At 71.3% G+C, this 25,150-nt stretch carries 19 protein-coding genes; 8 read left to right on the plus strand and 11 right to left on the minus strand.

What is annotated here, in order from left to right; all coding sequences use genetic code 11:
• Nucleotides 1-201: 201 nt before the first annotated feature.
• Nucleotides 202-945 (minus strand): N-acetyltransferase, encoded by a 744-nt coding sequence (locus tag ACWC09_RS06025; protein WP_450848935.1) that lies wholly within the window; start codon nt 943-945, stop codon nt 202-204.
• An 89-nt stretch (nt 946-1,034) separates the two neighbouring features.
• A complete protein-coding gene (locus ACWC09_RS06030; RefSeq protein ID WP_450848937.1) occupies nt 1,035-1,751 on the minus strand; it encodes an HNH endonuclease family protein in 717 nt (238 codons plus the stop codon).
• 204 nt (nt 1,752-1,955) lie between these two features.
• Between ACWC09_RS06030 and ACWC09_RS06035 the strand changes: the two genes are divergently transcribed.
• Nucleotides 1,956-2,141, plus strand: a complete 186-nt coding sequence (locus ACWC09_RS06035; protein ID WP_450848939.1) for an antitoxin — start codon at nt 1,956-1,958, stop codon at nt 2,139-2,141.
• Nucleotides 2,142-2,250: 109 nt separating this feature from the next.
• Here the strand turns inward: ACWC09_RS06035 and ACWC09_RS06040 are convergent, their stop codons facing one another.
• From ACWC09_RS06040 to ACWC09_RS06060, 5 genes are all read right to left on the minus strand, one after another.
• Nucleotides 2,251-3,129 (minus strand): SCO6745 family protein, encoded by an 879-nt coding sequence (locus tag ACWC09_RS06040; RefSeq protein ID WP_450848941.1) that lies wholly within the window; start codon nt 3,127-3,129, stop codon nt 2,251-2,253.
• Between the two features lie 44 nt (nt 3,130-3,173).
• Nucleotides 3,174-6,704, minus strand: coding sequence for a transcription-repair coupling factor (mfd, locus tag ACWC09_RS06045; protein WP_450848943.1), 3,531 nt, complete (start codon nt 6,702-6,704; stop codon nt 3,174-3,176).
• Between the two features lie 165 nt (nt 6,705-6,869).
• Nucleotides 6,870-7,388: a proline dehydrogenase gene (locus ACWC09_RS06050; RefSeq protein ID WP_450848944.1), complete on the minus strand. Its 519-nt coding sequence runs from the start codon at nt 7,386-7,388 to the stop codon at nt 6,870-6,872.
• 120 nt (nt 7,389-7,508) lie between these two features.
• On the minus strand, nt 7,509-10,088 hold the full coding sequence (locus tag ACWC09_RS06055) for an ABC transporter permease (RefSeq protein WP_450848946.1): 2,580 nt from the start codon (nt 10,086-10,088) through the stop codon (nt 7,509-7,511).
• Nucleotides 10,085-10,873, minus strand: coding sequence for an ABC transporter ATP-binding protein (locus tag ACWC09_RS06060; protein WP_450848948.1), 789 nt, complete (start codon nt 10,871-10,873; stop codon nt 10,085-10,087). Before ACWC09_RS06060 ends, ACWC09_RS06055 begins: the two co-directional genes overlap by 4 nt.
• A gap of 411 nt (nt 10,874-11,284) precedes the next feature.
• On the opposite strand from ACWC09_RS06060, the gene ACWC09_RS06065 reads away from it, so the two are divergent.
• The 5 genes from ACWC09_RS06065 (at nt 11,285) to ACWC09_RS06085 (ending at nt 16,646) form a co-directional block, all read left to right on the plus strand.
• Nucleotides 11,285-12,787: an MFS transporter gene (locus tag ACWC09_RS06065; RefSeq protein WP_450848950.1), complete on the plus strand. Its 1,503-nt coding sequence runs from the start codon at nt 11,285-11,287 to the stop codon at nt 12,785-12,787.
• Nucleotides 12,788-12,994: 207 nt separating this feature from the next.
• On the plus strand, nt 12,995-13,444 hold the full coding sequence (locus tag ACWC09_RS06070) for a DUF485 domain-containing protein (protein ID WP_450848952.1): 450 nt from the start codon (nt 12,995-12,997) through the stop codon (nt 13,442-13,444).
• Entirely contained in the window at nt 13,441-15,054 is a 1,614-nt protein-coding gene (locus ACWC09_RS06075; RefSeq protein ID WP_450848954.1) for a sodium/solute symporter, read from the plus strand. The genes ACWC09_RS06070 and ACWC09_RS06075 overlap by 4 nt, the downstream gene beginning before the upstream one ends.
• 176 nt (nt 15,055-15,230) lie before the next feature.
• On the plus strand, nt 15,231-15,926 hold the full coding sequence (locus ACWC09_RS06080) for a hypothetical protein (protein WP_450848956.1): 696 nt from the start codon (nt 15,231-15,233) through the stop codon (nt 15,924-15,926).
• Between the two features lie 90 nt (nt 15,927-16,016).
• A complete protein-coding gene (locus ACWC09_RS06085; protein WP_450848958.1) occupies nt 16,017-16,646 on the plus strand; it encodes a hypothetical protein in 630 nt (209 codons plus the stop codon).
• 67 nt (nt 16,647-16,713) lie between these two features.
• Here ACWC09_RS06085 and ACWC09_RS06090 read toward each other — a convergent pair whose 3' ends face one another.
• From ACWC09_RS06090 to ACWC09_RS06100, 3 genes are all read right to left on the minus strand, one after another.
• Complete coding sequence (locus ACWC09_RS06090; RefSeq protein WP_450848960.1) at nt 16,714-17,601, minus strand: cellulose-binding protein; 888 nt, start codon at nt 17,599-17,601, stop codon at nt 16,714-16,716.
• Nucleotides 17,602-17,841: 240 nt separating this feature from the next.
• Nucleotides 17,842-21,240: an SUKH-4 family immunity protein gene (locus ACWC09_RS06095; protein WP_450848962.1), complete on the minus strand. Its 3,399-nt coding sequence runs from the start codon at nt 21,238-21,240 to the stop codon at nt 17,842-17,844.
• A gap of 8 nt (nt 21,241-21,248) precedes the next feature.
• On the minus strand, nt 21,249-22,253 hold the full coding sequence (locus tag ACWC09_RS06100; RefSeq protein ID WP_450848964.1) for an SMI1/KNR4 family protein: 1,005 nt from the start codon (nt 22,251-22,253) through the stop codon (nt 21,249-21,251).
• Nucleotides 22,254-22,554: 301 nt separating this feature from the next.
• Between ACWC09_RS06100 and ACWC09_RS06105 the strand changes: the two genes are divergently transcribed.
• On the plus strand, nt 22,555-23,091 hold the full coding sequence (locus tag ACWC09_RS06105) for a YwqJ-related putative deaminase (RefSeq protein ID WP_450848966.1): 537 nt from the start codon (nt 22,555-22,557) through the stop codon (nt 23,089-23,091).
• A gap of 109 nt (nt 23,092-23,200) precedes the next feature.
• Nucleotides 23,201-23,695, plus strand: a complete 495-nt coding sequence (locus ACWC09_RS06110) for an SUKH-3 domain-containing protein (RefSeq protein ID WP_450848968.1) — start codon at nt 23,201-23,203, stop codon at nt 23,693-23,695.
• A gap of 12 nt (nt 23,696-23,707) precedes the next feature.
• Here ACWC09_RS06110 and ACWC09_RS06115 read toward each other — a convergent pair whose 3' ends face one another.
• A complete protein-coding gene (locus ACWC09_RS06115) occupies nt 23,708-25,006 on the minus strand; it encodes a sensor histidine kinase (protein ID WP_450848970.1) in 1,299 nt (432 codons plus the stop codon).
• Between the last annotated feature and the right edge of the window lie 144 nt (nt 25,007-25,150).

Genomic DNA, 25,150 nt, shown 5'->3' on the forward strand with positions numbered 1-25,150 from the left:
GAGAGATCTTGCCCGTTGTAAACAAAGAGTGAATAGAGCAAAGGAGCGATCTTGGACGGTGTTTGACCATCGCTTGCTGAACCTGTCCGACTTTGCTTCTGGCGCCCCTTTGCTCCTTTCGGAAATCTTTGCGATTTCATTGATGGGGGCACATCAAGCGTTCACGTGCCGGGCGCTTCGGCGACGGAGTGAGCGGCGCCGTCAGAGGAGGTGTCGCATCCACACATTGGGCTCGACGTACACCGCGTACCCCCGCTCCGGTTCGCACCGCACCGGCACCAGTGCCCCCGGTACCTCGATGTCGCCCTGGGTGTCGAAGGGCAGCCCGGTCCAGGCGCGCCACTCCTCCAGAGAGCCGGCGACGGTCATGGAGGCGGTGGCCACCCGCTCGATGCGGGCGCCGGCGCGGGCGTGGACGCGCAGCCAGGGGTCGTGCGGCAGACCGTCCTCGCGCACCCGGTGGGCGTACTCCTCGATGGGGGTGTGCGGTTCGAGGTGCTTGACGCTGGGGCGGACGGGGGCGACGACCTCGGTGAAGCCGTGGGCGCGGGCGTTGGCCCGCATCGCGTCCAGCATCCGGCCGGAGAGGCCGAGGCCCTGGGCCCGCGGGTGGACCACGATCGAGATCGCGCTGACGGTGTCGGGCCGCACCCCGCGGCGCAGGTCGGCGAAGGCCCAGACGAGGACCTGGTCCCAGCCCCGGTCGGGGAGTCGGCCCCGGCCCTCGGTGTCGAGACGGAAGGGCACGCTGTAGGCGTGGGCGAGGACCTCGCCGCGCTCGGTCTCGGCGAAGAGGACGTACTCGGGGAGTTCGGCGGGGATGCGCCCGTAGTGGGAGTTGCCCACGGGGTCCTGAGTCGTGAACTCCGCCCAGGTGTCGGGCATGTCGAGCACGGCTCGCAGCATCTCCGGGCGGTCGGCGAGACTCGACACCTTCAGCTCCATGCGGTCACCGTAGGCGGGGACACCACCCCCGGAAACCGAGTTTCCCGCCGCCGTACGAGGTCACCGGCGCAAGTCCCCGTCGGCCCCCGTCAGTTCGCGCGGAACCGGGCCGGCGCGTCCGTGGGATTCCCGCCGGAGGGCAGCTTCTGTCCCGGGCACGTCCGGAGGATCTTCTCCATGGCGCCCTTCTCGGCGGCGGTGACCCACAGCTGGTATTTCTGCTTCACCGCCACCTGACCGGCGACGTATGTGCAGCGGTACGACTTGTTCGGCGGCAGCCAGGTCGCCGCGTCGCCGTCGCCCTTCGAGCGGTTGGTGCTCGAGTCGACCGCTATGAGGTTGAGCGGGTCGTTGGCGAGGGCTATGCGCTTGCTGGCGTCCCAGTACTTGGCGCCCTTCTGCCAGGCGTCGGAGAGCGGGACGATGTGGTCGATGTCGACCAGGCTGGCCCCGCGCCTGTAGGTGACCTTCTTGCCGGAGTACGGGTCCGACTCCAGGACGCCGTACGACACCTTGCACGTGCCGCTGGTGAACCTCACGTTCTCCAGGTCCCGTTTGAGGATGTCGTCGCGAGTGTCGCAGGAGTTGGAGTCGGTGTCCGCCCAGGCGGTGCCGAACCGTTGCCGCGAGTAACCGGTCTTCGGCGCCCGCCCCTTCACGGTCAAGGACTCGGCAGCGGTGAGGGCGGCGCCTCCACCGCCCGTCTCCTGCGGGCCGCCGGACCCGGTCTCCGTCTCGGCCTTGCACCCGGCAACGGCGAACACCAGCACGACGGCGGCCGCGGCCCCGCCCCTAAGACGCCTCACGTTGCGTCCCTCCCCTTGCCAACCCCGGTCACCCCCGCACGGGACGTCTTCCCTGGTACGACTCGCGCACACCGTAGCGGCAGGGCGCACCGGGGCAATCAGGAGGACCGGTCCACACCCACACGGGCGTAGACCCCATAAGTGGGCACTCCACCCATACCGGTCGTATCGTCGATCCTGAGTCACCTCCGGAAGGAGCTCTGGATGGGCATCTTCGACAGGTTCAAGAGCAACCGCATGGCGCAGGACAAGGCCAAGGGCATGTCCGACGCCGCGGAGAAGAAGGTCAACGAGAGGACCGGCAGCAAGTACGAGAGCCAGGTCGACCAGGCCCAGCAGCAGGTCGAGGACCGGCTCGGCATGGACCGCGACCGGCCCGACCAGCAGTAACCCCTGAACTCACATGGCACTTGAGGCCGTCCGCGGAGCCCTGCGCCCGCGGACGGCTTGCCCCTGCCGGGCAGGGCCGGTCATGGGGTGGGCCCGGTGACCAGGTAGGTCAGACCTTTCCGATGCCGAGGGTCGTCTCCGACGGCAGCAGGCCGGACGACAGTATGGCGACCCAGAACTCCCCCAGGAGTTCGGCGAGTCGGCCGGTCGCGTCCGGGCCCAGGCTCCGCCAGGGCACGGCGGCCAGCCGGTCGGTGTCGTCCTCGACACGTCGGCGCACCGCGCGTCCGGCCTCGGTGGCCGTGCCCTCCTCGTCGACGAGCCCACGGGCCGACAGCCGTCTCCGCCCGGCCGCCCACTCTCCGGCGCTCCAGCCCCGGCTCTCGAACCGTTCGACGCTCGCCGCCCCGATCGCGGCGAACGACACGAGCGACTCCACCGGGTCGAGCCCGGCCACGAGCAGCGCGGCGACATGTCCGTCCCCGCGGTGCTCGCGCAGCACCGTGGCCGCGTGCCAGAGCTGCAGATGCGGTGCCTCGGGCCACTGAAGTGCCGCGACGGCGGCGGCCAGCGGCCGTCCCGCGAGGTCCACGGCCTCGGCCGCCCGCCGCGCGAGAGCGGCGGCCTCGGCCAGTTCGGCGCTGTCGACGCGGTCGCCGAGGATCGTCCGGTAGGCCCGGTCGACCCCGCGCAGCCGCGCCTCCAGCACGTCCTGCGGACTCGCCGCGTCCCAGGCCACGTCCATGTGCGCGGCGACCATGCGCGGGCCGAAGCTGTAGAACGCGGACGCCACCTGCCCGGCGCCGACCGCCCCCAACGGCGCGGAACGGCAAGGGAAGTAGCTCGGCCACCGTTCTTCGGTGGCGTATCCGAGCGCGGCCGCCTCCTCGAACACCTCCGGCGCGTAGTAGAGGACGGCGTGCAGCGGTTCCAGCAGATGCCACATCTGCCGCACCCGCTCCGAGGTCAACTCCGCGCCCTCGCCCATGACGTGCCCCCCTGGTGGGCCGAACCCTCGCCCCCGGAATCCTCCTACGATCCGAGGATCGATGTCAGGAACTCCCCGACCCAGCCCAGCAGTTCACGCCCGACCAGCGGCTTTCCGCCCACCTTCGCGGTCTTCGGGCGGGGTACGAGAACCTGGTGCACCGCCGGCTTGATGACGGTCCCCGGGTAGAGCCGCTTGACCCGCAGTTCCTGGGACTCCCTCAACTCCACCGGTGCGAAGCGGATGTTGTTGCCCTGAAGGACGACTTCGCCGACGCCGCACGCGCGGGCGAGCATACGGAGGCCGGCCACCAGAAGCAGGTTCTCGACCGGTTCGGGCAACTTGCCGTAGCGGTCGACGAGTTCCTCGCGGACCGCCTTGATGTCCTCCTCCGTGTTGACGGAGGCGATGGCGCGGTACGCCTGGAGGCGCAGGCGCTCGCCGGGGGCGTAGTCGTGCGGGACGTGTGCGTCGACCGGGAGCTCGATCTTGACCTCCAGGGGCGGCTCCTCCTCCACGCCGCCTTCCAGGGAGGCGCGGTAGTCCGCGACCGCCTCGCCGACCATCCGGACGTACAGGTCGAAGCCGACGCCCGCGATGTGCCCGGACTGTTCGCCGCCCAGCAGATTGCCCGCGCCGCGGATCTCCAGGTCCTTCATCGCCACGTACATGCCCGCGCCCATCTCCGTGTGCTGGGCGATCGTCGCGAGCCGCTCGTGGGCCGTCTCCGTCAGCGGCTTCTCCGGCGGGTAGAGGAAGTAGGCGTAACCGCGTTCACGGCCCCGGCCGACCCGGCCGCGCAGCTGGTGCAGCTGGGAGAGGCCGAAGTTGTCGCCGCGCTCCACGATCAGCGTGTTCGCGTTGGAGATGTCGATGCCGGACTCGACGATCGTGGTGGAGACGAGGACGTCGTACTTCTTCTCCCAGAAGTCGACCACCACCTGTTCCAGCGTCGACTCCGACATCTGGCCGTGGGCCGTCGCGATGCGCGCCTCGGGGACGATCTCCCGCAGGCGCGAGGCCGCGCGGTCGATCGACTCCACCCGGTTGTGGATGTAGAAGACCTGGCCCTCGCGCAGGAGTTCACGGCGGATCGCCGCGCCGATCTGCTTCTCCTCGTACGGGCCGACGAAGGTCAGGACCGGGTGGCGCTCCTCGGGCGGGGTGGTGATCGTCGACATCTCGCGGATGCCGGTGACCGCCATCTCCAGGGTTCTGGGGATCGGGGTCGCGGACATCGTCAGGACGTCCACGTTCGCGCGCAGCTTCTTCAGCTGCTCCTTGTGCTCGACGCCGAAGCGCTGCTCCTCGTCGACGATGACCAGGCCCAGGTCCTTGAATTTCGTCTCCGACGAGAACAGGCGGTGCGTGCCGATGACGACGTCCACCGAGCCCTCGCGCAGCCCCTCCAGGACCGCCTTCGCCTCGGTGTCCGTCTGGAAGCGCGACAACGCCCGTACCTTCACGGGGAATTGGGAGTAGCGGTCGGAGAACGTCCCGAAGTGCTGCTGCACCAACAGCGTGGTCGGCACCAGCACCGCCACCTGTTTGCCGTCCTGGACCGCCTTGAACGCGGCCCGCACCGCGATCTCCGTCTTGCCGTAGCCGACGTCGCCGCAGATCAGGCGGTCCATGGGGACCGACTTCTCCATGTCCTCCTTGACCTCGGCGATGGTGGTCAGCTGGTCGGGGGTCTCGACGTACGGGAAGGCGTCCTCCAGCTCGCGCTGCCAGGGGGTGTCCGGGCCGAAGATGTGCCCGGGGGCCGCCATGCGCGCGCTGTACAGCTTGATGAGGTCGGCCGCGATCTCCTTGACGGCCTTCTTGGCGCGCGCCTTGGTCTTGGTCCAGTCGGCGCCGCCCAGGCGGTGGAGGGTCGGGGCCTCGCCGCCGACGTACTTGGTGATCTGCTCCAGCTGGTCGGTGGGGATGTAGAGGCGGTCGCCGGGCTGGCCGCGCTTGGCGGGGGCGTACTCGACGACGAGGTATTCGCGGGTCGCGCCCTGCACGGTCCGCTGCACCATCTCGATGTAGCGGCCCACGCCGTGCTGCTCGTGGACGATGTAGTCGCCCGCCTCCAGGGTGAGCGGGTCGATGGTCTTGCGGCGGCGGGCCGGCATCCGGGCGCCGTCCTTGCCGGCCGCCTTCTGTCCGGAGAGGTCGGTCTCGGTCAGGACGGCCAGCTTGAGCGCCGTGTCGACGAAGCCGTAGTCGATCGAGCCGCACGCCACGTGCACGACGGACGGGGAGATCCTGCCGAGGTCCGCCTCCAGACGGGCCGCGACACCCTCGCCGCCGAGGACCTCGACCGTGCGGGCGGCCGGGCCGTGGGCCTCGGTGACGAAGACCGTGCGCCAGCCGTCGGCGAGCCAGCCCTTGGTGTCGGCGAGGGCCTTGGCGGTGTCGCCGCGGTAGGTCTCGGGGGCGTGCATGCCGAGCTTCAGCGTGTCTGCGTCCAACTCCTCGTCCGCCGCGAAGGGCGACACCGACCACCACATCATGCCCAGCTCGCGGGCCCGGTCCCGGACGTCCGCGATGGACCAGAGCGAGGCCGCGTCGACGTCGATGGGGGCCTCGCCGCCGCCCGCGGTGGCCGCCCAGGAGGCCTGCAGGAACTCCTGGCTGGTGGCGACGAGATCGGCGGCGCGCGTGCGGACCCGCTCCGGGTCGCACACCACGGCCATGGCGCGCGCGGGCAGTACGTCGAGCAGCAGCTCCATGTCGTCGACGAGGACGGGGGCGAGGGACTCCATGCCCTCGACCGCGATCCCCTCGGCGATCCTGCCGAGCAGCTCGCCCAGCTCGGGGTGCTGTTCGGCGAGGGTACGCGCACGCGTACGGACGTCTTCCGTCAACAGAAGTTCACGGCAGGGGGGCGCCCACAGCCCGTGCTCGGCGACTTCGAGCGACCGCTGGTCGGCGACCTTGAAGTAGCGGATCTCCTCGACGTCGTCGCCCCAGAACTCGACGCGGAGGGGGTGCTCCTCGGTGGGCGGGAAGACGTCCAGGATCCCGCCTCGTACGGCGAACTCGCCCCGCTTCTCGACGAGTTCCACGCGCGCGTACGCGGCGGCGGCGAGGGCCTCCACGACGGTGTTCAGATCGGCGGTCCGCCCGGTCCTCAGGGCGACCGGCTCCAGATCTCCGAGCCCCTTGACCTGCGGCTGCAGCACGGACCGTACGGGCGCCACGACCACGGACACCGGCCCGGTCTCGGGGTCGTCGGGGGTGGGGTGGGCGAGGCGCCGCAGGACCGCGAGCCGGCGGCCCACGGTGTCGCTGCGCGGGCTCAGCCGCTCGTGCGGGAGGGTCTCCCAGGAGGGGTACTCGACGACGCCGTCCGCCGGCAGCAGGGACCTCAGAGCGGCCGCCAGATCCTCCGCCTCGCGTCCCGTCGCCGTCACCGCCAGCACCGGGCGGCCGGTCTCGCGGGCCAGCGCGGCCACCGCGAACGGGCGGGCCGCCGGGGGGCCGACCAGATCGACGTGCATGCGGTTGCCGTCTGCGCCCGCCCTGATCGCTTCCGCGAGGGCGGGGTCCTTGACGACGGCGTCGAGCAGACCGTGCAGGCTCATTCGGGGCGGCTTTCGTCCGGGGGTGGGCAACGCGAATCGCCCGACGCGCGCTGCGGGCCGGGGGTACCTCCAGCCTACGTCGGCGGCGGCGAGGGCGCGGGGGGCTGTGGACAACGCCGGTGGGTGGGGTGCCCGGCGTCGGCGCGCCCATCGGGGCCGGCCGTGTCAGTCCGTGGTGCCGATGACGCTGCGAGCCGCCGGCCGGAAGGCTCTGATCGCCTGGTGGAGGACGTCCTCCCGTTCCACGGCGAGGGCGGCGTCCTCCGCTGTGGCGGTGGTGTCCCGCGCATGGGCGTTCTCGGCCATCCGCCGCATGACGTGGGAGAGGTCGCTGGAGGCGTGGGCGACTCGCGAGACGACTTCGGTCAGGGACGCCGGTCCTTCGAGGAGGACGACTTCGGCCGCGCGGTGGACCTCGCGGGCCAGGGTGACGAAGTGACGTCTTTTCTCGTCGAGGTCGGCCAGGTCCGGGTCGTCCGAACGCAGCGCGTCGAGGACGGCGTCCATGGCGATGTCGCGGTCGTGGAGTGCACTGAGGTAGCCGGCGTATGCGTCGCGGCGGTGCTGACGGCGCCACTGATCATGCTGCGCCCGTGCCTGTGTCCGGCCGCTCACGAGCGCGGCGGCGAGAGTGGCGACCGAGCCGACAGCGGCACCCGACAGCGCGGCGAGTCCTGCGTCCATGGGCCGAGTCTTCCGTGTCCCGCGTCCAAAAGGCCCGGCACCGGCGAGTCCCCCAAGACTCCCCGGTGCCGGGCGCTCCCCCGCAACCCCCGTGTGCGGTGGCCGTACCCCCCGTCCCCCCTACTCGGTGGCGATCGCGTTCAGCACGTTCATCCGCCCCGCCCGGAACGCCGGGATCAGTGCCGCGAACAGCCCCACGAACGCCGAGCCGAGGAAGACCGCGGTGATCGTCGGCCACGGGATGTCCAGGACCTTCAGGCCCTCCAGGGCGAGGAGCTGCTGGGCGGTGGCGCCCCAGCCCATGCCCAGGCCGAGGCCCAGCAGGGCGCCGAAGAGGGCGATGACCACCGACTCCATGCGGATCATGCGGCGCAGCTGGCGGCGGGAGAGGCCGATGGCGCGCATCAGGCCGATCTCACGGGTCCGCTCGACCACCGAGAGGGCCAGGGTGTTCACCACGCCCAGGACGGCGACGATGATCGCCAGGGCGAGGAGGCCGTAGATCATGTTCAGGAGCTGGCCGATCTGGTCCTTCAGGGCCTGCTTGTAGTCGGTCTGGTCGCGCACCTTGTACTGCGGGTAGTCGTGCAGCGCGGACTTCAGCGACGTGTACGCGGCGTCCTGCTGCCCCTTGTCGGCGGTGGCGAAGACCAGCTCGTCGAGCGGCATCTTGTCGGCCGGCACGTATTTCGCGAGCGTGGCGATCGAGGTGTACTTGGCGCCCTGGTCGATCACGTCGTCGCTGGTGGTGATGGCCCGGACCGTCAGTTCGGCCGTGCCGCCGTCCTTGAAGGCGACCTTGATCCTCGAGCCCAGGTGGATGTCGTGCGCCTTGGCGAACTTCTCGTGCACGGACATCGAGTCGGGCAGATAGGCGTCCTTGAGCTTCCCGGCGACCATCTTCTTGCGGAGGTCGCTCGCGTACGTCGGATCGGCCGCGGTGATGTCGGTGTCCTTGAGCGTCTTGCCGTCGGGCGTCGTGTAGTCGGCCTCGGTCGACTTGTACTCGGTGACCCGCGCCAGCCCCGGCGTGTCCTTGACGGCCTTGACCGCCTGCGGGGTGACCAGCTGCCCGCTGTCGGACTGGATGATGAAGTCCGTGCCGACGGTCTTGTCGAGCTGGTCCGTGGCGGAGGCGACCATCGACGAGCCGACCACCGACAGACAGGCGACCAGCGCGAGCCCGATCATCAGGGCGGCGCCCGTGGCACCCGTTCGGCGCGGGTTGCGCAGTGCGTTGCGCTCGGCCATCCGCCCGACCGGACCGAACATCCGCAGCAGTACGGCGCCCAGGACGCGCACCACACCGGCCACGAGCAGCGGGCCGATGACCACGAACCCGATGAGGGAGAGGACGACACCCAGACCCAGCCACAGCGAACCGTCGGTCGCCTTGCTGACGTTGCCGGCCAGGTAGAGGCTGTAGCCGCCGGCACCGGTCAGCAGCACGCCCACCAGGGCCCGTATGCGACCCGCCCTGGCGTCGGCCGGAGCACCGGCGTCCCGCAGCGCGGCCATCGGGGAGACCTTGCCGGCCCGGCGGGCGGGCAGGTAGGCGGCGAGGACGGTGACGACGACCCCGAGGAGCAGACCGACCACCGGGGTCGTCCACTTGACCGTCAGGTCGGCCGTCGAGAGATGCATGCCCATGGAGCCCATGAGCTTCATCAGCCCGACCGCGAGCCCGACGCCCGCGCCGACGCCCAGCACCGAGCCGAAGACACCGAGCAGGAGCGCCTCGGCCAGCACGGACCGGTTCACCTGTTTCCGGCTGGACCCGATGGCCCGCATCAGGCCGATCTCCCTGGTCCGCTGCGCGACCAGCATCGAGAAGGTGTTGATGATCAGGAAGATGCCGACGAGGAAGGCGATCCCGGCGAAGCCGAGCATCGCGTACTTCATGACGTTCATGAAGCCCTCGACGTCCTTCTGGTTGGCGTCGGCGGTCTCCTTGGCGGTCTGCACCTTGTAGGCGGTGCCGAGTTCACCGACGACGTTCTTCTTCAGCTGGGCGTCGGTCACCCCGGAGGCGGCGGTGACGTTGACGTTCGTGAAGACACCCGTCCTGCCGACGAGGGTCTCCTGCGCCGTCTTGGTGTCCAGGTAGAAGATCGCCGCACCGGGGTTGGTGACCTGGAAGTCGGCGATGCCGGAGATCCGGGCGTTGTGCGTGCCGACCGCGCTGATCACACCGATCTCGTCACCGAGCTTGAGGTGGTGCTTGTCGACGGTGTCCCGGTCGACCATCACCTGGTCCGGCCCCTTGGGCGCCGTACCGGAGGTGATCTTCATGGTGCGGGCGTCGTTGCCGTTCCAGCTACCGACGATGGTCGGCGCGCCGCTCGACGGCGAGAGATTGTCCTTCTTCCCGTCCACCACGGTCACGGAGGTCGAGAAGACGGTCCCCTCCGCCGCCTTCACGCCCTGTGCGGCCTTCACCTTGCCGACCACGGAGGCCGGGAAGAACGGCGGTTTGCCGTTGTCGGAGTCCGTCGCCCCGCTGTCCGAGGCGCCCTTGGCGCTGACGGTCACATCGGACGAGGTGGCCTGGAACAGCTTGTCGAACGTCGTGTTCATCGTGTCGGTGAAGACGAGCGTCCCGCAGACGAACCCCACCGACAGCAGGACCGCGATGGCCGACAGCGCCATCCGCCCCTTGTGCGCGAAGAAGTTGCGCATCGAGGTCTTCATGACGGTCATGACGTACGCCCCCGGGCGTCGAAGTCCTTCATACGGTCGAGGACGGCGTCCGCGGTCGGCTTGTACATCTCGTCGACGATCCGGCCGTCGGCGAGGTACAGCACACGGTCCGCGTACGAGGCGGCCACCGGGTCGTGCGTGACCATCACGATGGTCTGCCCGAGTTCGTCCACGGACCGCCGCAGGAAGCCCAACACCTCGGCGCCGGCACGGGAGTCCAGGTTTCCGGTCGGCTCGTCGCCGAAGATGATCTCGGGCCGCGCGGCCAGCGCACGGGCCACCGCGACACGCTGCTGCTGACCACCGGAGAGCTGGGCGGGCCGGTGCTTGAGCCGGTCGCTCAGCCCCACCGTGTCGACGACCCTCGCCAGCCACTCCCGGTCCGGCTTCCGCCCCGCGATGTCCATGGGCAGCGTGATGTTCTCGATCGCATTCAGCGTCGGCAGCAGGTTGAACGCCTGGAAGATGAACCCGATCCGGTCCCGCCGCAGCTTCGTGAGCTTCTTGTCCTTCAGCCCGGTGATCTCGGTCTCGTCGAGATGGATCTGCCCGGAGGTGACGGTGTCGAGCCCGGCGAGGCAGTGCATGAGCGTGGACTTGCCGGACCCGGACGGGCCCATGATCGCGGTGAACTGCCCGCGGGCGATGTCCACGTCCACATGGTCGAGGGCGACGACCCGGGTCTCCCCGGCCCCGTACGCCTTGACGACCTGCCGCGCCCGCGCGGCGACGGCCGTACGCCCTCCAGTGCCCCCGTGCCTGGGAATGGTCACGGCCGATGTCATGGTATTTCTCCTATGTCGGACGACAGATGAGTCGCGTGAGTTGATACATCGTTCGGTGGTCGGTGGTTCGTCGGGTACGTCGATGAGTCTGGCGCCTGCGAGGGGTCCCGCGCGCTGGTGCTCAGCACCCTCTTCCACGGGGGAAAACCCCACCCCCGCCGGTCCGGTCAACCGCCCCCCAGCGGCGTAAAGCCAGGTTAAGGACGCTCCCTGCTCGGTCTCGTCCTCCAGGGGTACGAACCCTCCCCCGAGCCTTGCTGCGGAGGTACCCCTAGGGGATCTCCACCGCCGGGTGGACCGGTTCTCGGGGTCCGCTCCACCCCCGGGTCCACACAGGCTGCACCCTGCCGCGACGTGAGGGTCAAGTGGGAAGCTGTTGGGCGCCGGATAGATGCAAGGGGAAGGAATCCTGTGGACCAGGGGGAGACGGAGATACGGACGTCGGTGGCGGGCGAGCCCTCGCAGGCCTCCCGCAGACGCGGAGCCGTCGTAGCCGCACTCATGCTCGCCATGGCGCTCGCCGCCCTCGACTCCACCATCGTCTCCACGGCCGTCCCCCAGATCGTCGGCGACCTCGGCGGCTTCTCGGTCTTCTCGTGGCTCTTCTCCGGCTACCTCCTCGCGGTCACCGTGACCCTGCCGGTGTACGGCAAGCTGTCCGACACCTTCGGCCGCAAGCCGGTGCTGATCGCGGGCGCTTCGGTGTTCCTGCTGGGCTCGCTGCTGTGCGCGGTGGCCTGGAACATGGGGGCGTTGATCGCGTTCCGCATCCTGCAGGGCCTGGGCGGTGGGGCGTTGCAGGGCACCGTCCAGACCCTGGCCGCCGACCTGTACCCGCTCAAGGACCGCCCGAAGATCCAGTCCAAGCTGTCCACGGTGTGGGCGGTGTCGGCGGTGGCCGGCCCGGGAGTCGGCGGGGTGCTGGCGGCGTACGCCGACTGGCGCTGGATCTTCCTGGTCAACCTGCCCATCGGCGCGCTGGCGTTGTGGCTGATCGTCCGCCATCTCCACGAGCCGAAACGGGAGTTGAACGGCCGCCCGCGCATCGACTGGGCGGGCGCGCTGGCGGTGTTCGCGTGCGGAGGCGTACTGCTGACGGCCCTGGTGCAGGGCGGGGTGGCCTGGCCGTGGCTGTCGTCGCCGTCTCTCACCCTGTTCGCCACGGGACTTGGGCTGGCCGGAGTCGTCGTGCGGGTCGAGCGCCGGGCGGCCGAGCCGATCATCCCCGGGTGGGTGTGGCGGCGCCGCACGATCGCCGCGGTCAATCTCGCCCTGGGCGCACTGGGGCTGCTCATGGTGGCGCCGAGCGTGTTCCTGCCGACGTACGCGCAGTCGGTGCTGGGGCTGGCGCCGGTGGCGGCGGGATTCGTGCTGAGCGTATGGACGTTGAGCTGGCCGGTCTCGGCGGCCCTGAGCCAGCACGTCTACGGCCGGATCGGGTTCCGCAACACGGCGATGCTGGGCATCGCAACGGCGGCACTGATCCTTTTCACCTTCCCCTTCCTCCCGTATCCGGGCGAGGCGTGGCAGCCGGCGCTGCTGATGCTGTTGCTGGGAGCCGCGCTGGGCCTGTTCCAACTCCCGCTGATCGTGGGGGTGCAGTCGACGGTCGGCTGGGCGGAACGCGGCACCACGACGGCATCGGTCCTCTTCTGCCGCCAGACCGGCCAGACGATCGGTGCGTCGGTGTTCGGCGCGGTGGCCAACGGGGTGCTGGCGGCCCGGCTCGGTGGCGCGGGCGACCTGGACTCCGTGACACGGGGGCTGGACGGGGGCGGGGTGCCGGAGGCGACGCGACGGGCGATCGCGGACGCGGTGCACGCGGTGTACGTGGGCGCGGGGTGCGCGGCGACGCTGGCGTTCGTGGTGCTGCTGCTCCTGGCGCCGCGCCGCTTCCCCGTACTCAAGGACTGAAAGAAGCGTCGCTCAGGCGAGAGACCTCGGCCAAAAATCTGAGTTAATCCGGGTAACACCCGAGGTCAGCGTAGTAAGCGCATACCGACCAATCAGTTTGGTGAAAACCTCGCACACCCCTGAACCGGCGAGTAACGTGCGTGGCTCCGCACGCCCCCCACCTCCCTGCCGTCCCCGCACGGACCCGAGCCACGCAGGAGCACCGGGATGTCCTACGAGCCGCCGTACGAGTCCTACCAGCCCTACCACCAACGCCTGGGCCAGTTCCCGGCGTACGACGTCACCTACCCCTGGCAGCCCCCGACCGCCCCACCGGAACCGCCCGTTCACCGCCGCGCACCCCACGCACCCCTCGGCCACCACAGCGACCTGCGCGTGCTGCGCGGCGCCTACCGCTGGCAGCGCCGTACCGCCTCCCTCGCCGCCCTCGGCTACTTCACCCTGTTCCTCGTCCTGTCCGCCTTCGCCCCGTCGGTGATGACGAGCAGCGTGACGGACGGACTGCCGGCCGGACTGCTGCTGGCGCTGATCCAGATCCCGGTCACCTGGCTGGCGATCGCCCTGTACGAGCACACGGCCCGGCGCCGCGTCGACCCGATCGCGGACCGCATCCGCAAGCAGTCCGAACTGGACGCCAAACGGGAGGCCGCCCGATGACCACCGGCTTCAGCGGCAACGCGCAGGCCATGTCCCTGGTCGCGTTCTCCGCGATCGCCACGATCACGCTGCTCCTGTGCGTCATGACGGGCCCGGACCGGGACGACCTGGACGAGTTCTACACCGGCTACGGCTCCCTCTCCCCCATGCGCAACGGCCTTGCGATCGCCGGCGACTACATCTCGGCGGCGAGCGTGCTGGGGACCGGTGGGGTCATCGCCCTGTGCGGTTACGACGGCATCGTCCTCGCCCTCAGCACCGCGCTGTCCCTGATGCTGCTGATGTTCCTGCTGGCCGAGCCCCTGCGGAACGCGGGCCGCTTCACCATGGGCGACGCGCTGGCCCGTCGTATGCCGGGGCGCGGCGTGCGGATCGCCGCGTGCGTGGTGACGATCACCGCGCTGCTGCCGCTGATGCTGGTGCAACTGGCCGGTACCGGGCAGTTGTTGGCGTTCATCCTCGGCTTCTCGGGTGACTCCCTGAAGACCGGCTGCATCATCGGGCTCGGCGCCTTGATGATCAGCTACGCGGCCATCGGCGGTATGAAGGGCACCGCCCTCATCCAGATCCTGAAGATGGTGATGCTGCTCGGTTCGGGCGCCGTGGTCGCCGTACTGATGCTGCGGCGGTTCGACTGGGACCTCGGCGCGCTGTTCTCCGCCGCCGCCGCGCAGAGCGGGGTCGGTACCCGCTTCCTGCACTCCGGCGTGGAGTTCGCGGGCAGCTCCAACCCCCGCCTGGACATGATCACTTCGGAGCTGACGGTCGTCCTGGGCGGCGCCTGCCTCCCCCACGTCACGATGCGCATGTACACCGCGAGCAGCGCACGCCAGGTGCGGCGGTCGATGTCCTGGGCGGTGTCGTCGGTCGTCCTGTTCGTCCTCGTCATGACGGTCGTCGGCTTCGGCGCGACGGCGCTGATCGGGCGGGCCGCCATCGCGCAGGCGGACCCGCAGGGCAACACGGCCTATCTGCTGGGCTCCCGGGCGGCGTTCGGCGCGGACGTCTCCACTGCCGAGACCTTCCTCTTCACCACCGTGACCACGGCGATCTTCCTCACCCTCCTCGCCTCCGTCGCCGGCATGATCCTCGCCTGTGCCAACTCCCTCGCCCACGACGTGTTCGCCGCGCGCGTGCAGGAGATGTCGGCCCGCCGCGAGATGGGTCTGGCCCGGGCGTCGGCGCTGGCCGTGGGCATCCCCGCGATCCTCCTGGCCACCCTCGTCCAACACCGCAGCCTGCAACCCCTGGTGACCCTCTCCTTCTGCCTCGGCGCCTCGGCCATCGCGCCCGCCCTGGTCTACAGCCTCTTCTGGCGCCGCTACACACGGACCGGCCTGCTGTGGACCCTCATCGGCGGCTCGTTGTCCGTCCTCCTCCTGATGCCGGGCACGAATCTGGTCTCCGGCTCACCCGTCTCCGCCTTCCCCGACGCCGACTTCAACTGGTTCCCGTTCACGACGACGGGCCTGGTGACGATTCCGTTGGGCTTCGCGCTCGGGTGGCTGGGGACGGTGCTGTCGGGGCAGCGGGCAGCGGAGGAACAGCGCCATCAGTACGAGGCGGTGGAGGGCTGGATTCTGGCGGGGGCGGTGCGAAGGGGTGGGTGACGGCGGGGACGTCCATGGGGGCACGGGGCTTGGTGGCGGGCGGGGGAAAGACGTCGTACACGCCGGCCAATCAATTGATCGGCCCCATGGAGCGGGTACCCGATCAACAGTTCCGCAGCGAATCTCGTGATCAGACGCCGGCCGCCCGCTGCCGGCACACGATCAGGGGAACGCCCATGAAACTGTTCAAGCGCAACATCAGTGGGGACTCCGTGAGCGCACGGAACAAGAGTCCGAGAGGGAGCAGGTTGATGGGGCTGGCGGCGCTGGCGCTGGCCCCGCTGGTGGTACTTGCGGCTCCCGGCTCCGCCTCGGCGGCCAGCACGGTGTGCTTGCAGAACTGGGACAACTCTCAGACCGATATCGCCGGCAACTCGTCGACTCCGAACCAGACGCGGTCGGTGACCGTGCAGTCGGCGTCCAACACCTGGCAGGACTGGGTGTGGCGAGGCTCCACGTTCCAGTGCCCCTGGAACGTTCCCAGCTGCTCCTACGCCTGGCAGCAGTCGAAGACGACGGGCTGGAAGTGGTCGGTCGGCCTCAGCATCAAGGTTCCGATCCCCAAGATCGGCAATCTGCTCGACGAGATCACCCCCTCGTACGACCGCAGCGGCTCCACCACCACCTCGTACACCTTCACCACCAACCTGCGGCCGGGCCAGTTCGCCCAGCCGATCCAGGTCGTGCAGCGCCGCTGGACGCAGGGCGTCTACCAGGGCATCTACCACTCCACCGGGAAGTCCTGCCTGCCGAGCCCGACCAGGCCGAACGGCAAGGCCTACCAGTTCTCCTGGTCCCCGAACGAGCGCTGGGGCAGCTGGACGACCAACCTCCGGGTCAGCGACTACGGGACGTACCACGTCTGGTCCTGACCGGTCCGCCGCGGCACCCCGCCGACCGGCGGGGTGTCCTTCGGCTCGAACACGTCCCGAACTCATCCGACCAACAGGACCTGATCCCTCATGGTGCGTCGTTTCTCCCGTGTCGCCGCCGGTTCGATCGCGACGCTCGCCTTCGGCCTGCTGACCGCCTGCGGCACCACAACCCACTCCACGCCCCCGGCCACCGCCGGCACCCACGCTGCCGCTGCCGCCGACGCCGCCGGTTCGGTGAAGACGGCGCCACCGTCCCGCCTGTGCGCCGCCCTGACCGCGGACGCCGCCCGGCGGCTCGTCGCCGGCGCCCGGCTCATGACCCAGGTCAGTCCCGACAAGGGCGACGCCCCGGACGTCTGCAGTTACGCCGACGCCCGCGGAGCGTCGGTGCTGTCCCTCACCCCGGCCTCCCGCGCCTACGACGCCGAACTGTCCGCCGCCCACGACCTGCGGACGAACCCGGCCCCGGCCGGGATGCGTGACGTGCGGATCGACCCGGTGAGCTACCTGGGCCGCCGAACCTTCCGGGAAACCGCCTATCAGGTGAAGGCGCGCCAGCACATCACCTTCGTCGTGTGGAACTCGGCGGCCCGCACCTGGGTGCTGTCCTTCGCGACCACGGCCGACACCGCCTCGACGGCGCCGACCGGGGTGGCGGACGACAAGGTGGTCCGAGTGGCTCGGTCCATCACCGCGAGACTGCCTGCCGGCAAGTGAGCCCCGCTCGGTCGGATGGGGCGCACTTACGACACCACACGCCCCCGACTCACCTCTCCGCTCCCCTTCACTCCCCGGACGGCGACCCCGTCAACGCCGTAAGACTGCTCCGCACGTAATCCATCTGCGCCTGCACGTCGTCCCACCGCTCCCCGTGCTCCCGCAGCACCCGCTCCGTCTCCCGGGCGACCCGCTCCGCCCGCACCCTGGCCCCCGACACCATCTCCGCGGCACGCGCGTGCGCCTCCTCCTGGCACCGCCGCGCGGACTCCTCCGCCTCCGCGAACGCCCGCTTGGCCTCGGACAACGCCTCCTCGGCCCGCGCCACGCGCTCGGCCTCCGCCCGCTCCACCGCAGCCACGCGCTCGGCCTCCGCCCGCTCGAACTCCTCCCAGCGCTCGGCGAACTCCTTGGCCTGCTCGGTGAGCATCCCCGAGGTGCGCTGGCGCACTTCCCGGAGTGCGCCGAGAGCCTCCCCGCGCCCCTCTTTCACTTCGCGCCGGGTGGAGACACGGATCTCGTCGGCCTCGGCGCGCGCCGCGAGCAGCCGGTGCCGGGCGCGTTCCTCCGCGTCGGCGCGTACGGCGTCGGCGTGCGCCTGTGCCGCATCGCGCACGCTGGCCGCGTGCGCCTGCGCCGCCTCCACCAGGCGCTGCGCCTCCTGCCGCGCGCTCTCCCGCATGGCGCCCGCCTCCTCCTGCGCGAGCTTGAACAGGCGTCGCGCGCCCTCCCCGAGCGTGTCGTACGTCTGGGGCGCGAGCTGCGCCACCGTGTCCCGCAGGCCCGCGACCTCCGCCTCCATATCCCGGGCGAGCACGGTGAGACGGGCGGCCCGTTCCCAGGCGGCGTCCCGGTCGTGGGAGAGGGCCACGGCGAACGCGTCGACCTGTTCGGGACGGTAACCGCGCCCCCGTACGACCCCGAAGCCGTGGGGCGAGACCGATGCGCTGCTCATCCTGGGAACCCCTCTCCGCCGAACCGACACGAAATGATGATTTCGCGCACATCTTGATGTATCGGAGGTAAGTGTTCATAACGCGACACTCCGCGCACAGATCACGGTCAAGCGCGGACAGACGACGATCGCGACACGTACACAAAAGGGCCGGGCCCGGTCACAGCGACCGGGCCCGGCCCGAGGAACAGCCCAACGGAACAACTCCTGGGAACAGCTCGTACGGCTGTCAACGGGACGTCACAACAACCCGTCCCACATCTGCTCCAGCAGCACCGACCACCAGCTCTCCGGCGAGCCGAGCGCCGCCGGGTCGAGGGAGGCGAGCTGGGCCTGGAAGTCGACGGTCCAACGGCCCGCCTGCTCCTGGTTCAGCCCGAACCGAAGACGCCACATCCGGCCGAGCAGCGCCAGACACCGCTGGAACTCGGGCAGCCCCGTGTTCACGAACTGCGGCGGCACCGGCGCCCCGCCGGGCCCCGCCTCCACGGGCACGGCCACGATGTTCGCCGTGCCGTACTGCACGCAGAGCGCCTTGCCGAAGTCGCTGCCCATGACGAGGTACGAGCCGGCGTCCGCGGCCGGCTGCACGCCGCGTTCCTGCGCCAGTTCGGCGAGCGTCGGCACGGGGCGCCCCTGCTGGGCCTGCGCCCAGAAGAACGGGCCCATGTCCATCGGCAGCCCCGCCACCACCAGCGAGTGCGCCACGACCGGCGGCACGCCCTGCCGGGACACGGCCTGCTGCTCGAACCGGAAGATCCCCGGCCCGAACGCCCCCGCCAGCTCCTGCGCCACCGCCTCCGGCGGAATCGGCGGCGCGGCCTGCACCGGCGGCAACGGCGCCCGCACCGGCGCCGGGCGCGCGGGCCCGTCCGCCACCTGATGCAACTCGCCCTGGTGCGCGAGCAGTTGCTGCATGCCCTGCTGCCGGCTCGCGTGATCCGTGCCGTACGGCGCGATGTTCGTGATCCGCGCCTGCGGCCACTGCTCCCGGATCATCCGCGCACAGTACGCACCCGGCAGCTCGCACGACTCCAACTCGGTGTGCAGCTCCAGCACCTGGTCCGGCGGCACGTTCATACCGCGCAGCTCATGGAAGATCTGCCACTCCGGATGCGGAGTCCCCGGCGCCGAACGCCGGATCAACTGCTGCTCCGACCCGTCCTGCGCACGGTAACGAAGAACGGCCTGATAACCGGGACCCACCGTCGGCTGCCCCTGCGGCTGCGGCGGGTACCCGTACGCCGGCTGCTGACCGGGCCCGGCCTGCCCGGGCGGCGGAAGCACCGCACCGGGTGCGGGCGGCATCGGCGGCTGGGGGGCGCCCGGGGCGCCGAGTGCGCCGGGGGCCGGCGGGGGCGGCGGCGGGGTGCCGGGGGCGCCAACGGGGGGTGCGCCGGGAGCACCTACGGGCGGTGCGCCAGGGGTGCCCACCGGCGGTGCGCCGAGCACGGTCTCCGCGTGGTGAACGGCGCCGCGCGCGCCGCCCGGGCCGTTCGGTGCGCTGGGAGCGCCTGGTGTGCCGGGGGCGCCTGGGGGCTGCGATGCGCCGGGCACTCCGTGTACGCCCGGGGCGCTCGGCGGTTGAGGTGCGCCGGGCGCACCCGGAGTGCCCGGGGCGCCCGGAAACCGTGGTGCGCCAGGGGTGCCAGGCATGCCCGGGGCGCCCGGCGGTTGGGATGCGCCAGGGGCACCCGGAATACCCGGGGCGCCCGGAGGCTGCTGTGCGCCAGGCATGCCGGGGGCGCTCGGGACTCCCGGGGCGCCGGGCGCGTTCGGTGTGCCCGGGGCGCCCGGAAACGCCTGCGCGCCGGGCGGGCCCGGAACGCCAGGAGCGCCCGGAACGCCGTGGGCGCCCGGAGGCTGCGGCGCGCCCCCACCCGGACCCATCGCACTCGGGTCGGCCAGCATCGTGGCGGCGTAGTGGACGTCGCCCGGAGGCGTACCGGGCGGGTTGGGGGCGCCCGGCGGGTTCGGTGCGCCGGGCGGATGCGGCGTGCCCGGGGCCTGCGGCCCGGCAGTGCCCTCCGGCCCGTCGGGACCGAGCGCCGACACGAGCTGGGTCGGAACGTACCCGCCCGCACCACCGGACCCTGGTGGAGCCGGCGGCATGCTCCCCGCCCGCGCACCCGGAGCCCCAGGGGCACCCGGCGGAGGCGGCGGAGCCGAGGAGCCCCGCCGGGACGGGGGCCCCGCCTTGCTCGTCGCGGCGTCGGCAATCTCCCCCGCGCTCGGAGCGTGCGGCAGCCCCGGAGCACCCGGTGGCTGAGGCGCACCGGGCGCCACGCCGGGTCCCTGCGGATAACCGTAAGAGGATGCCCGCGGCGGTGGCGGAGACGCGGCACCCGGAGGCGGCGTACCCGGCGCGGAAGGACCGCCCGCGCCCTGCGGATAACCGTAAGAAGGCGCACCCGGCGGAGGCGGCGGCACGGCGCCCGTCGCAGACGCGCCCAGAGGCGGCACACCCGGTACCCCCGCACCACCCGCGCCACCCGCACCCTGCGGATACCCATACGCAGACGCACCCGGCCCCGACGGAGGCGGAGGCATCCCCGGCGCACCCGGCGCACCCGGCGCACCCGGGCCACCGGGCGCCGCCGACACACCACCCGGCACGCCCTGCACGTCCGGCGCACCCGGCACCCCGGAAGCCCCCGGCGTAAACGCACTACCGGGCACACCAGGCCCCCCCGGCGCACCCGACCCCGCAAGCGCCCCCGGCGTACCACTCGGCGCACCCGGCGCCCCAGGCGCCGCAGGCAACCCCGCCGCGCCCACCGCTCCAGGCGCTCCAGACGCACCCCGCGCCCTCGGCTCGTCCAACGCCCGCTCCTGCGCCGTAGGCGGCAGCTGGCTGCCCCCCGACATCAACTCGGTCTCGGCGTCCGGCGGCGTACGGTCACCCGACTCACTCAGCGGCGGCGCGAAGACCGTCGCCGGCAGCGGCACGGAACGGTCCTCGCCGGCATCGGCGTTGGTGTCGGTCCCGGCCCAAGGGGTCGCTCCATCGGGCACGTTCGGCACACGGGGCGCACCGGGCGCCCCCGGCGCGGACGGCACGTTCGAGAAACCGGAGCCGACTCCCGCACCCCCACCCGAACCCGCAGGCACCCCGCCCTGCGTCTCGGGAAGCCCCCCGCCCCCGACCCCACCATTACCTGCCGAAGCAGCTCCAGCCGAGCCACCACCGGAACCCGCACCGGCCCGAGCCCCGGCCCCAGCTCCAGCCCCGGCCCCGGCACCACCCCGTCGATCCGCGATCCCCAGCTTGTCCGCCGCCTCCTGCAGCCACTCCGGCGGCGTCAGCAAGAAGGACGTCTGATTCAGGTCCACCCGTGCCGGAGCCGCAGCCGACGGCACGGCGTCCTCGACCGTGTCCGGGCGGCCGTACTCCTCCTCGTAACGGCGGATCACCTCGCCCACCGGCAGCGACGGCCACAAGGTGGCTTCTCCGCTGTCCCGGGCGAGCACCAGCCGCTGTGCGCCGCCGTCGGAGCGCGGACCGTCGGCGCGGTCCTCCGCCCACACCACGAAGCCGAGCTCGAACTCCCTTACTCGCACCTCTCGGTGCTGGTACGAGGGCACGTCGCCGTTGATCCACTCTTCCGCGCGCTCCTGCGCCTGCGCGAACGTCACCATCGCGAAGCTCACTCCCCCACAGCCGCGGAAGACGCCGAGGACACCGGTACCGCACGCGCGAAACCGCCGTCCACCATCAGATTCGCCACCGTCTCCAACTCCGGCGGAGAACCGGCCAGTCGGGACAGGAACGTGTCGAAGTCCGCACCGCACGGCAGCAGCAGACGCTCCACCCGGTCCGCCGGCGCCCACGAGGGATCGACGTCGCGGGCGTCGTCGTAGGCGCAGAACCACACGGAACCGAGCCGCTCGCCCTTCACCTTCACCGCGAGCAGGCCGCCCTGGACGAAACCGACGCCCAGGTAGTCCTTGGTGAGGTGGTCGCGCAGGCACTTGTTCACGTAGACCAGGTCGTTGACCGCGGCCTCGTCACGCACCGTGAAGAACGGCTGGTCGACGAGGAGGCCGAGTTCCGCGTCCAGGGCCGTGCCGATCGGCGCACAACCGCCCGCCGCCTTCAGGAAGGAGCGGTAGGCACCCGGCAGGCGGTATCCGAGGTCCTCCTCGACCCCCTGCACCTGCGCCTCCGTCACCGCCACACCCGACTTCGGCAGACCGAAGTGCGCGGGACGCGTCTCCTGCAACGGACGTGTGCCCCGCTTGTTCTGGTCGACGGCCGCCGTCGCGATCCCGCCGTGATGCCGCAGCAGCGCCTTCACATCGACCGGTATCAGCTCGAGCCGTCGTGAACCCGCGACGTGGTGCCAGGTCCAGCCGTGCGGAGTCGCCACCGCCGGCACCGTGTCCCACAGGTCATGACCGGTCGCCGCCAGCGCCGCGTTCGCCGAGACGTAGTCCGTCAGCCTGAGCTCGTCGACCCCGAAGCCCTCCGGGGGCTCGGCGATCTCCGCGGCGGCACGCGCGTAGGGCGAGAAGTCGGGGTAACCGCGCTCGTCCACGCGTACCCCTCTCGGGTGACGCGCCGCCCGGACCGGATCCGGGAAGTGCACGACCTGCCCGGCGTAAGCCGCGTTCGGCGGCGCGGCTTGCTGCCCGAGCCGACCTGTCGTCATGGCGGTTGCCCCCTGCGGCGTTCTGTACGGGGCCGGTGACCGCCTCCGGCCACCCCACCCCGTATGTCTGACTGTCCTGCTGTCCTGTCTCCACGCGTCAACCGCATGGATCGCGGTGCCGACAGCCTATGCGGTACGACGACACCGGTCACCGGGCACCGGTCAGCCGCCCTCCGCTTCCGTGACCAGCCGTCACCCCGCCCTCACGGACCGCCCAAACCCGGGCGTGTCGCACCGCCCCAGCTTCCGCACCAGCAACGGAGTTTGGCACTCTGTCTCCTCCGGGGGATGCTCGGGAGGGATGACGATCATGAACGCGACGCAGACGGGACCACAGACCGCAGCGCACACGGGGGTCACAGGCGACCCCCGCATCGGCTGGAGCGCCACCGAGACCGCGCACGCGCCCGCCCTGCGCCACCGTCGCGACGGCATACTCCCCACCGTCGCCGCGGCGCTCTCCGTCCGCGGCGCCACCCTCACCGGCACCGCCGCCCGCGGCGAGGAGGCCCCCGCCCTGCACCACCTCGTCCAGGACTTCCTGGACACCCTCACCAGCGCCCAGCGCGACCGTTTCACCGGCCGCTGCGCCGAGACGATCCTCATCTCCCGGCACATAGCTTTCGCGGACGCCGCCCGCAGCCGACGCGCTGCACGCAAGCCCATGACCAACGGCGAGGCACGCAAAGCCCTCAAGCAGGCCAAGCTCACCGCCCGACGCATCCGCGAGGACGGCGACCCCCTCCACGGCAGCTTCGCCACGCCCTGCCGCGCCTGCACAGCCCTCAGCGCCCACTTCGGCGTACTCATCGTCGACCCGACGGCGGCAGACGGCTGACCCCCACCCCACCCGCACCCCCACCTCCACCTCCACCTCCACCTCCACCTCCACCCGCAGGACCTCACAACACCGCACGACATCGGCGAACTCGACGATCGAAGGGCAGATGCACCCCGACCGCACCTCGACCACGCGCTTCCCCGTACCCGTCGACGCCGCCCTGCGCGCCGCCGGCTGGCAACCCGGACGCTGGGACATAAAGCAGGCCGAGATCTGGGCCGACGCCCTGCGCGAGCACGAATCACCCGCGGGCCACCGGCACGCCGTCTTCCCGGCCGCCGTAGAGGCATGGGCGGAGTTCGGCGGCCTGTACATCACGCCCACCGGCCCCGGTCGCCAGGTCGCCCCCGCCGCCCTGCACCTCGACCCGCTGCACGGCCTCCATCTGGCCCGCACCCTCGGTGACCTCGGCCGCGCCCTCGACAGCGAGGTCAGCCCCCTCGGTGCCGAGACCGACACCGAGGCCCTCCTCGCCATCGACGCCGAGGGCCGCGTCTACGCCCTCGACCACACCGGCGACTGGTACCTGGGCCCCGACATCGACCAGGCCCTCGCCGGCCTCGTCGCGGGCATCGAGCCGGTACGCCTCACCGCGGGCTGAGCGACGAAGGGCCTACGCCGCCGGGATCACCGCCGACACCCTGAAACCCCCCGCATCCGTCGGCCCGGACACGAACACCCCGCCCAGCCCGGTGACCCGTTCCTTCATCCCCACTAGGCCGTTGCCCCCCGAGGGCAGGCGGACGGCCGACGCCACCTCCGGCGGCGGCTCGTTCTCCACCTGCATCGCGATCTCCGACACCCGGTGCGCCACCCGCACATACGTCTTGGCCCCGGCCGCATGCTTGTGGACGTTCGTCAGGGCTTCCTGCACCACCCGGTAGGCGGTCTGCTCGATCTGCGCGGTGTACGCCCGCGTCTCACCCTCCACCGACAGGTCCACGACCATCCCCGCGGCCGCCGACTGCCCGATCAGCTCCTCCAGTTCGGAGAGACAGGGCCCCTCGCCGTCCTCGGCCGCCCTCGAGGCGGCGACGGCCGCGGCCACCCCCACGGCCGCGAGCGGCACCGGATGATCCGAACGCCGAAGCCCGTCCCCGCTGCGCAGGACACCCAGCATCTCCCGCAGCTCGGTCAACGCCTGCCGCCCCATGTCTCCCACAAGAGCGGCGTTCTTCACGGCCTTCTCGGGATCCTTCCGGGCGACGGCCTGCAGCGCGGCAGCGTGGACGACCATCAGGCTGACGCGATGGGCGACGACGTCGTGCATCTCCCGCGCGATCCGCGTCCGCTCCTCGTTCCGCGCCCACTCGGCCCGCTCCTCCGCGCGCTCGGCGAGCAGCTGCAACTCCCGCTCCAGACTGTCCGCGCGCTCCCTGAGGCTCTCCAGGAGACGACGCCGGGCACCCATGTACAGGCCGAGCAGCAAGGGCGGCGCGATCATGCCGATCGCGATGGTGATCGCGGCGAACGGGACGAACCAGTCGCCGAGCTTCCAGTCGCCGTGCGCCATGTCCTGCCGGACCCGTACGAACATCACGATCAGCATGCCGACGAAGGACATACCGGCGAGGGAGCCGATGATGCGGCGGGGCAGTTCGGAGGCGGCGAGGGTGTACAGGCCGACGATGCCCATCAGATAGCCCATCTGGGCCGGTGTGATCGCGATCGACACCAGCACGACGGCGATCGGCCACTGCCGCCGCACGATCAGCGCGGACCCGGCGAGCACCCCGAACACCACACCCGCGGCCAACGGAATCCCCGCGTCCCGCGCGAAGTGAATCCCCTCGAACGCGCACTCGACCGCGGATGCCGCCGCGAGCCCGATGTCCAACGCCGCACTGCGCCACCTCGCCCACCACCACGGCCCTCCCCGGGCCGCGGCGTGGTCTTCCCCCGTCGTGGTCATGCCTCCAGCCTACGGGCGTTCGCGACCGGTTTTCCGGTGAGTTTCCGGGACTGGCCTACACCACATTCCGTGACGACCCACGCACGAAACAGCCCGATATACCTCGAACTGCTGAATCGCTCACCGTTCGACGCCGGAAGATCG

It is taken from the genome of Streptomyces sp. NPDC001617, assembly GCF_053596855.1.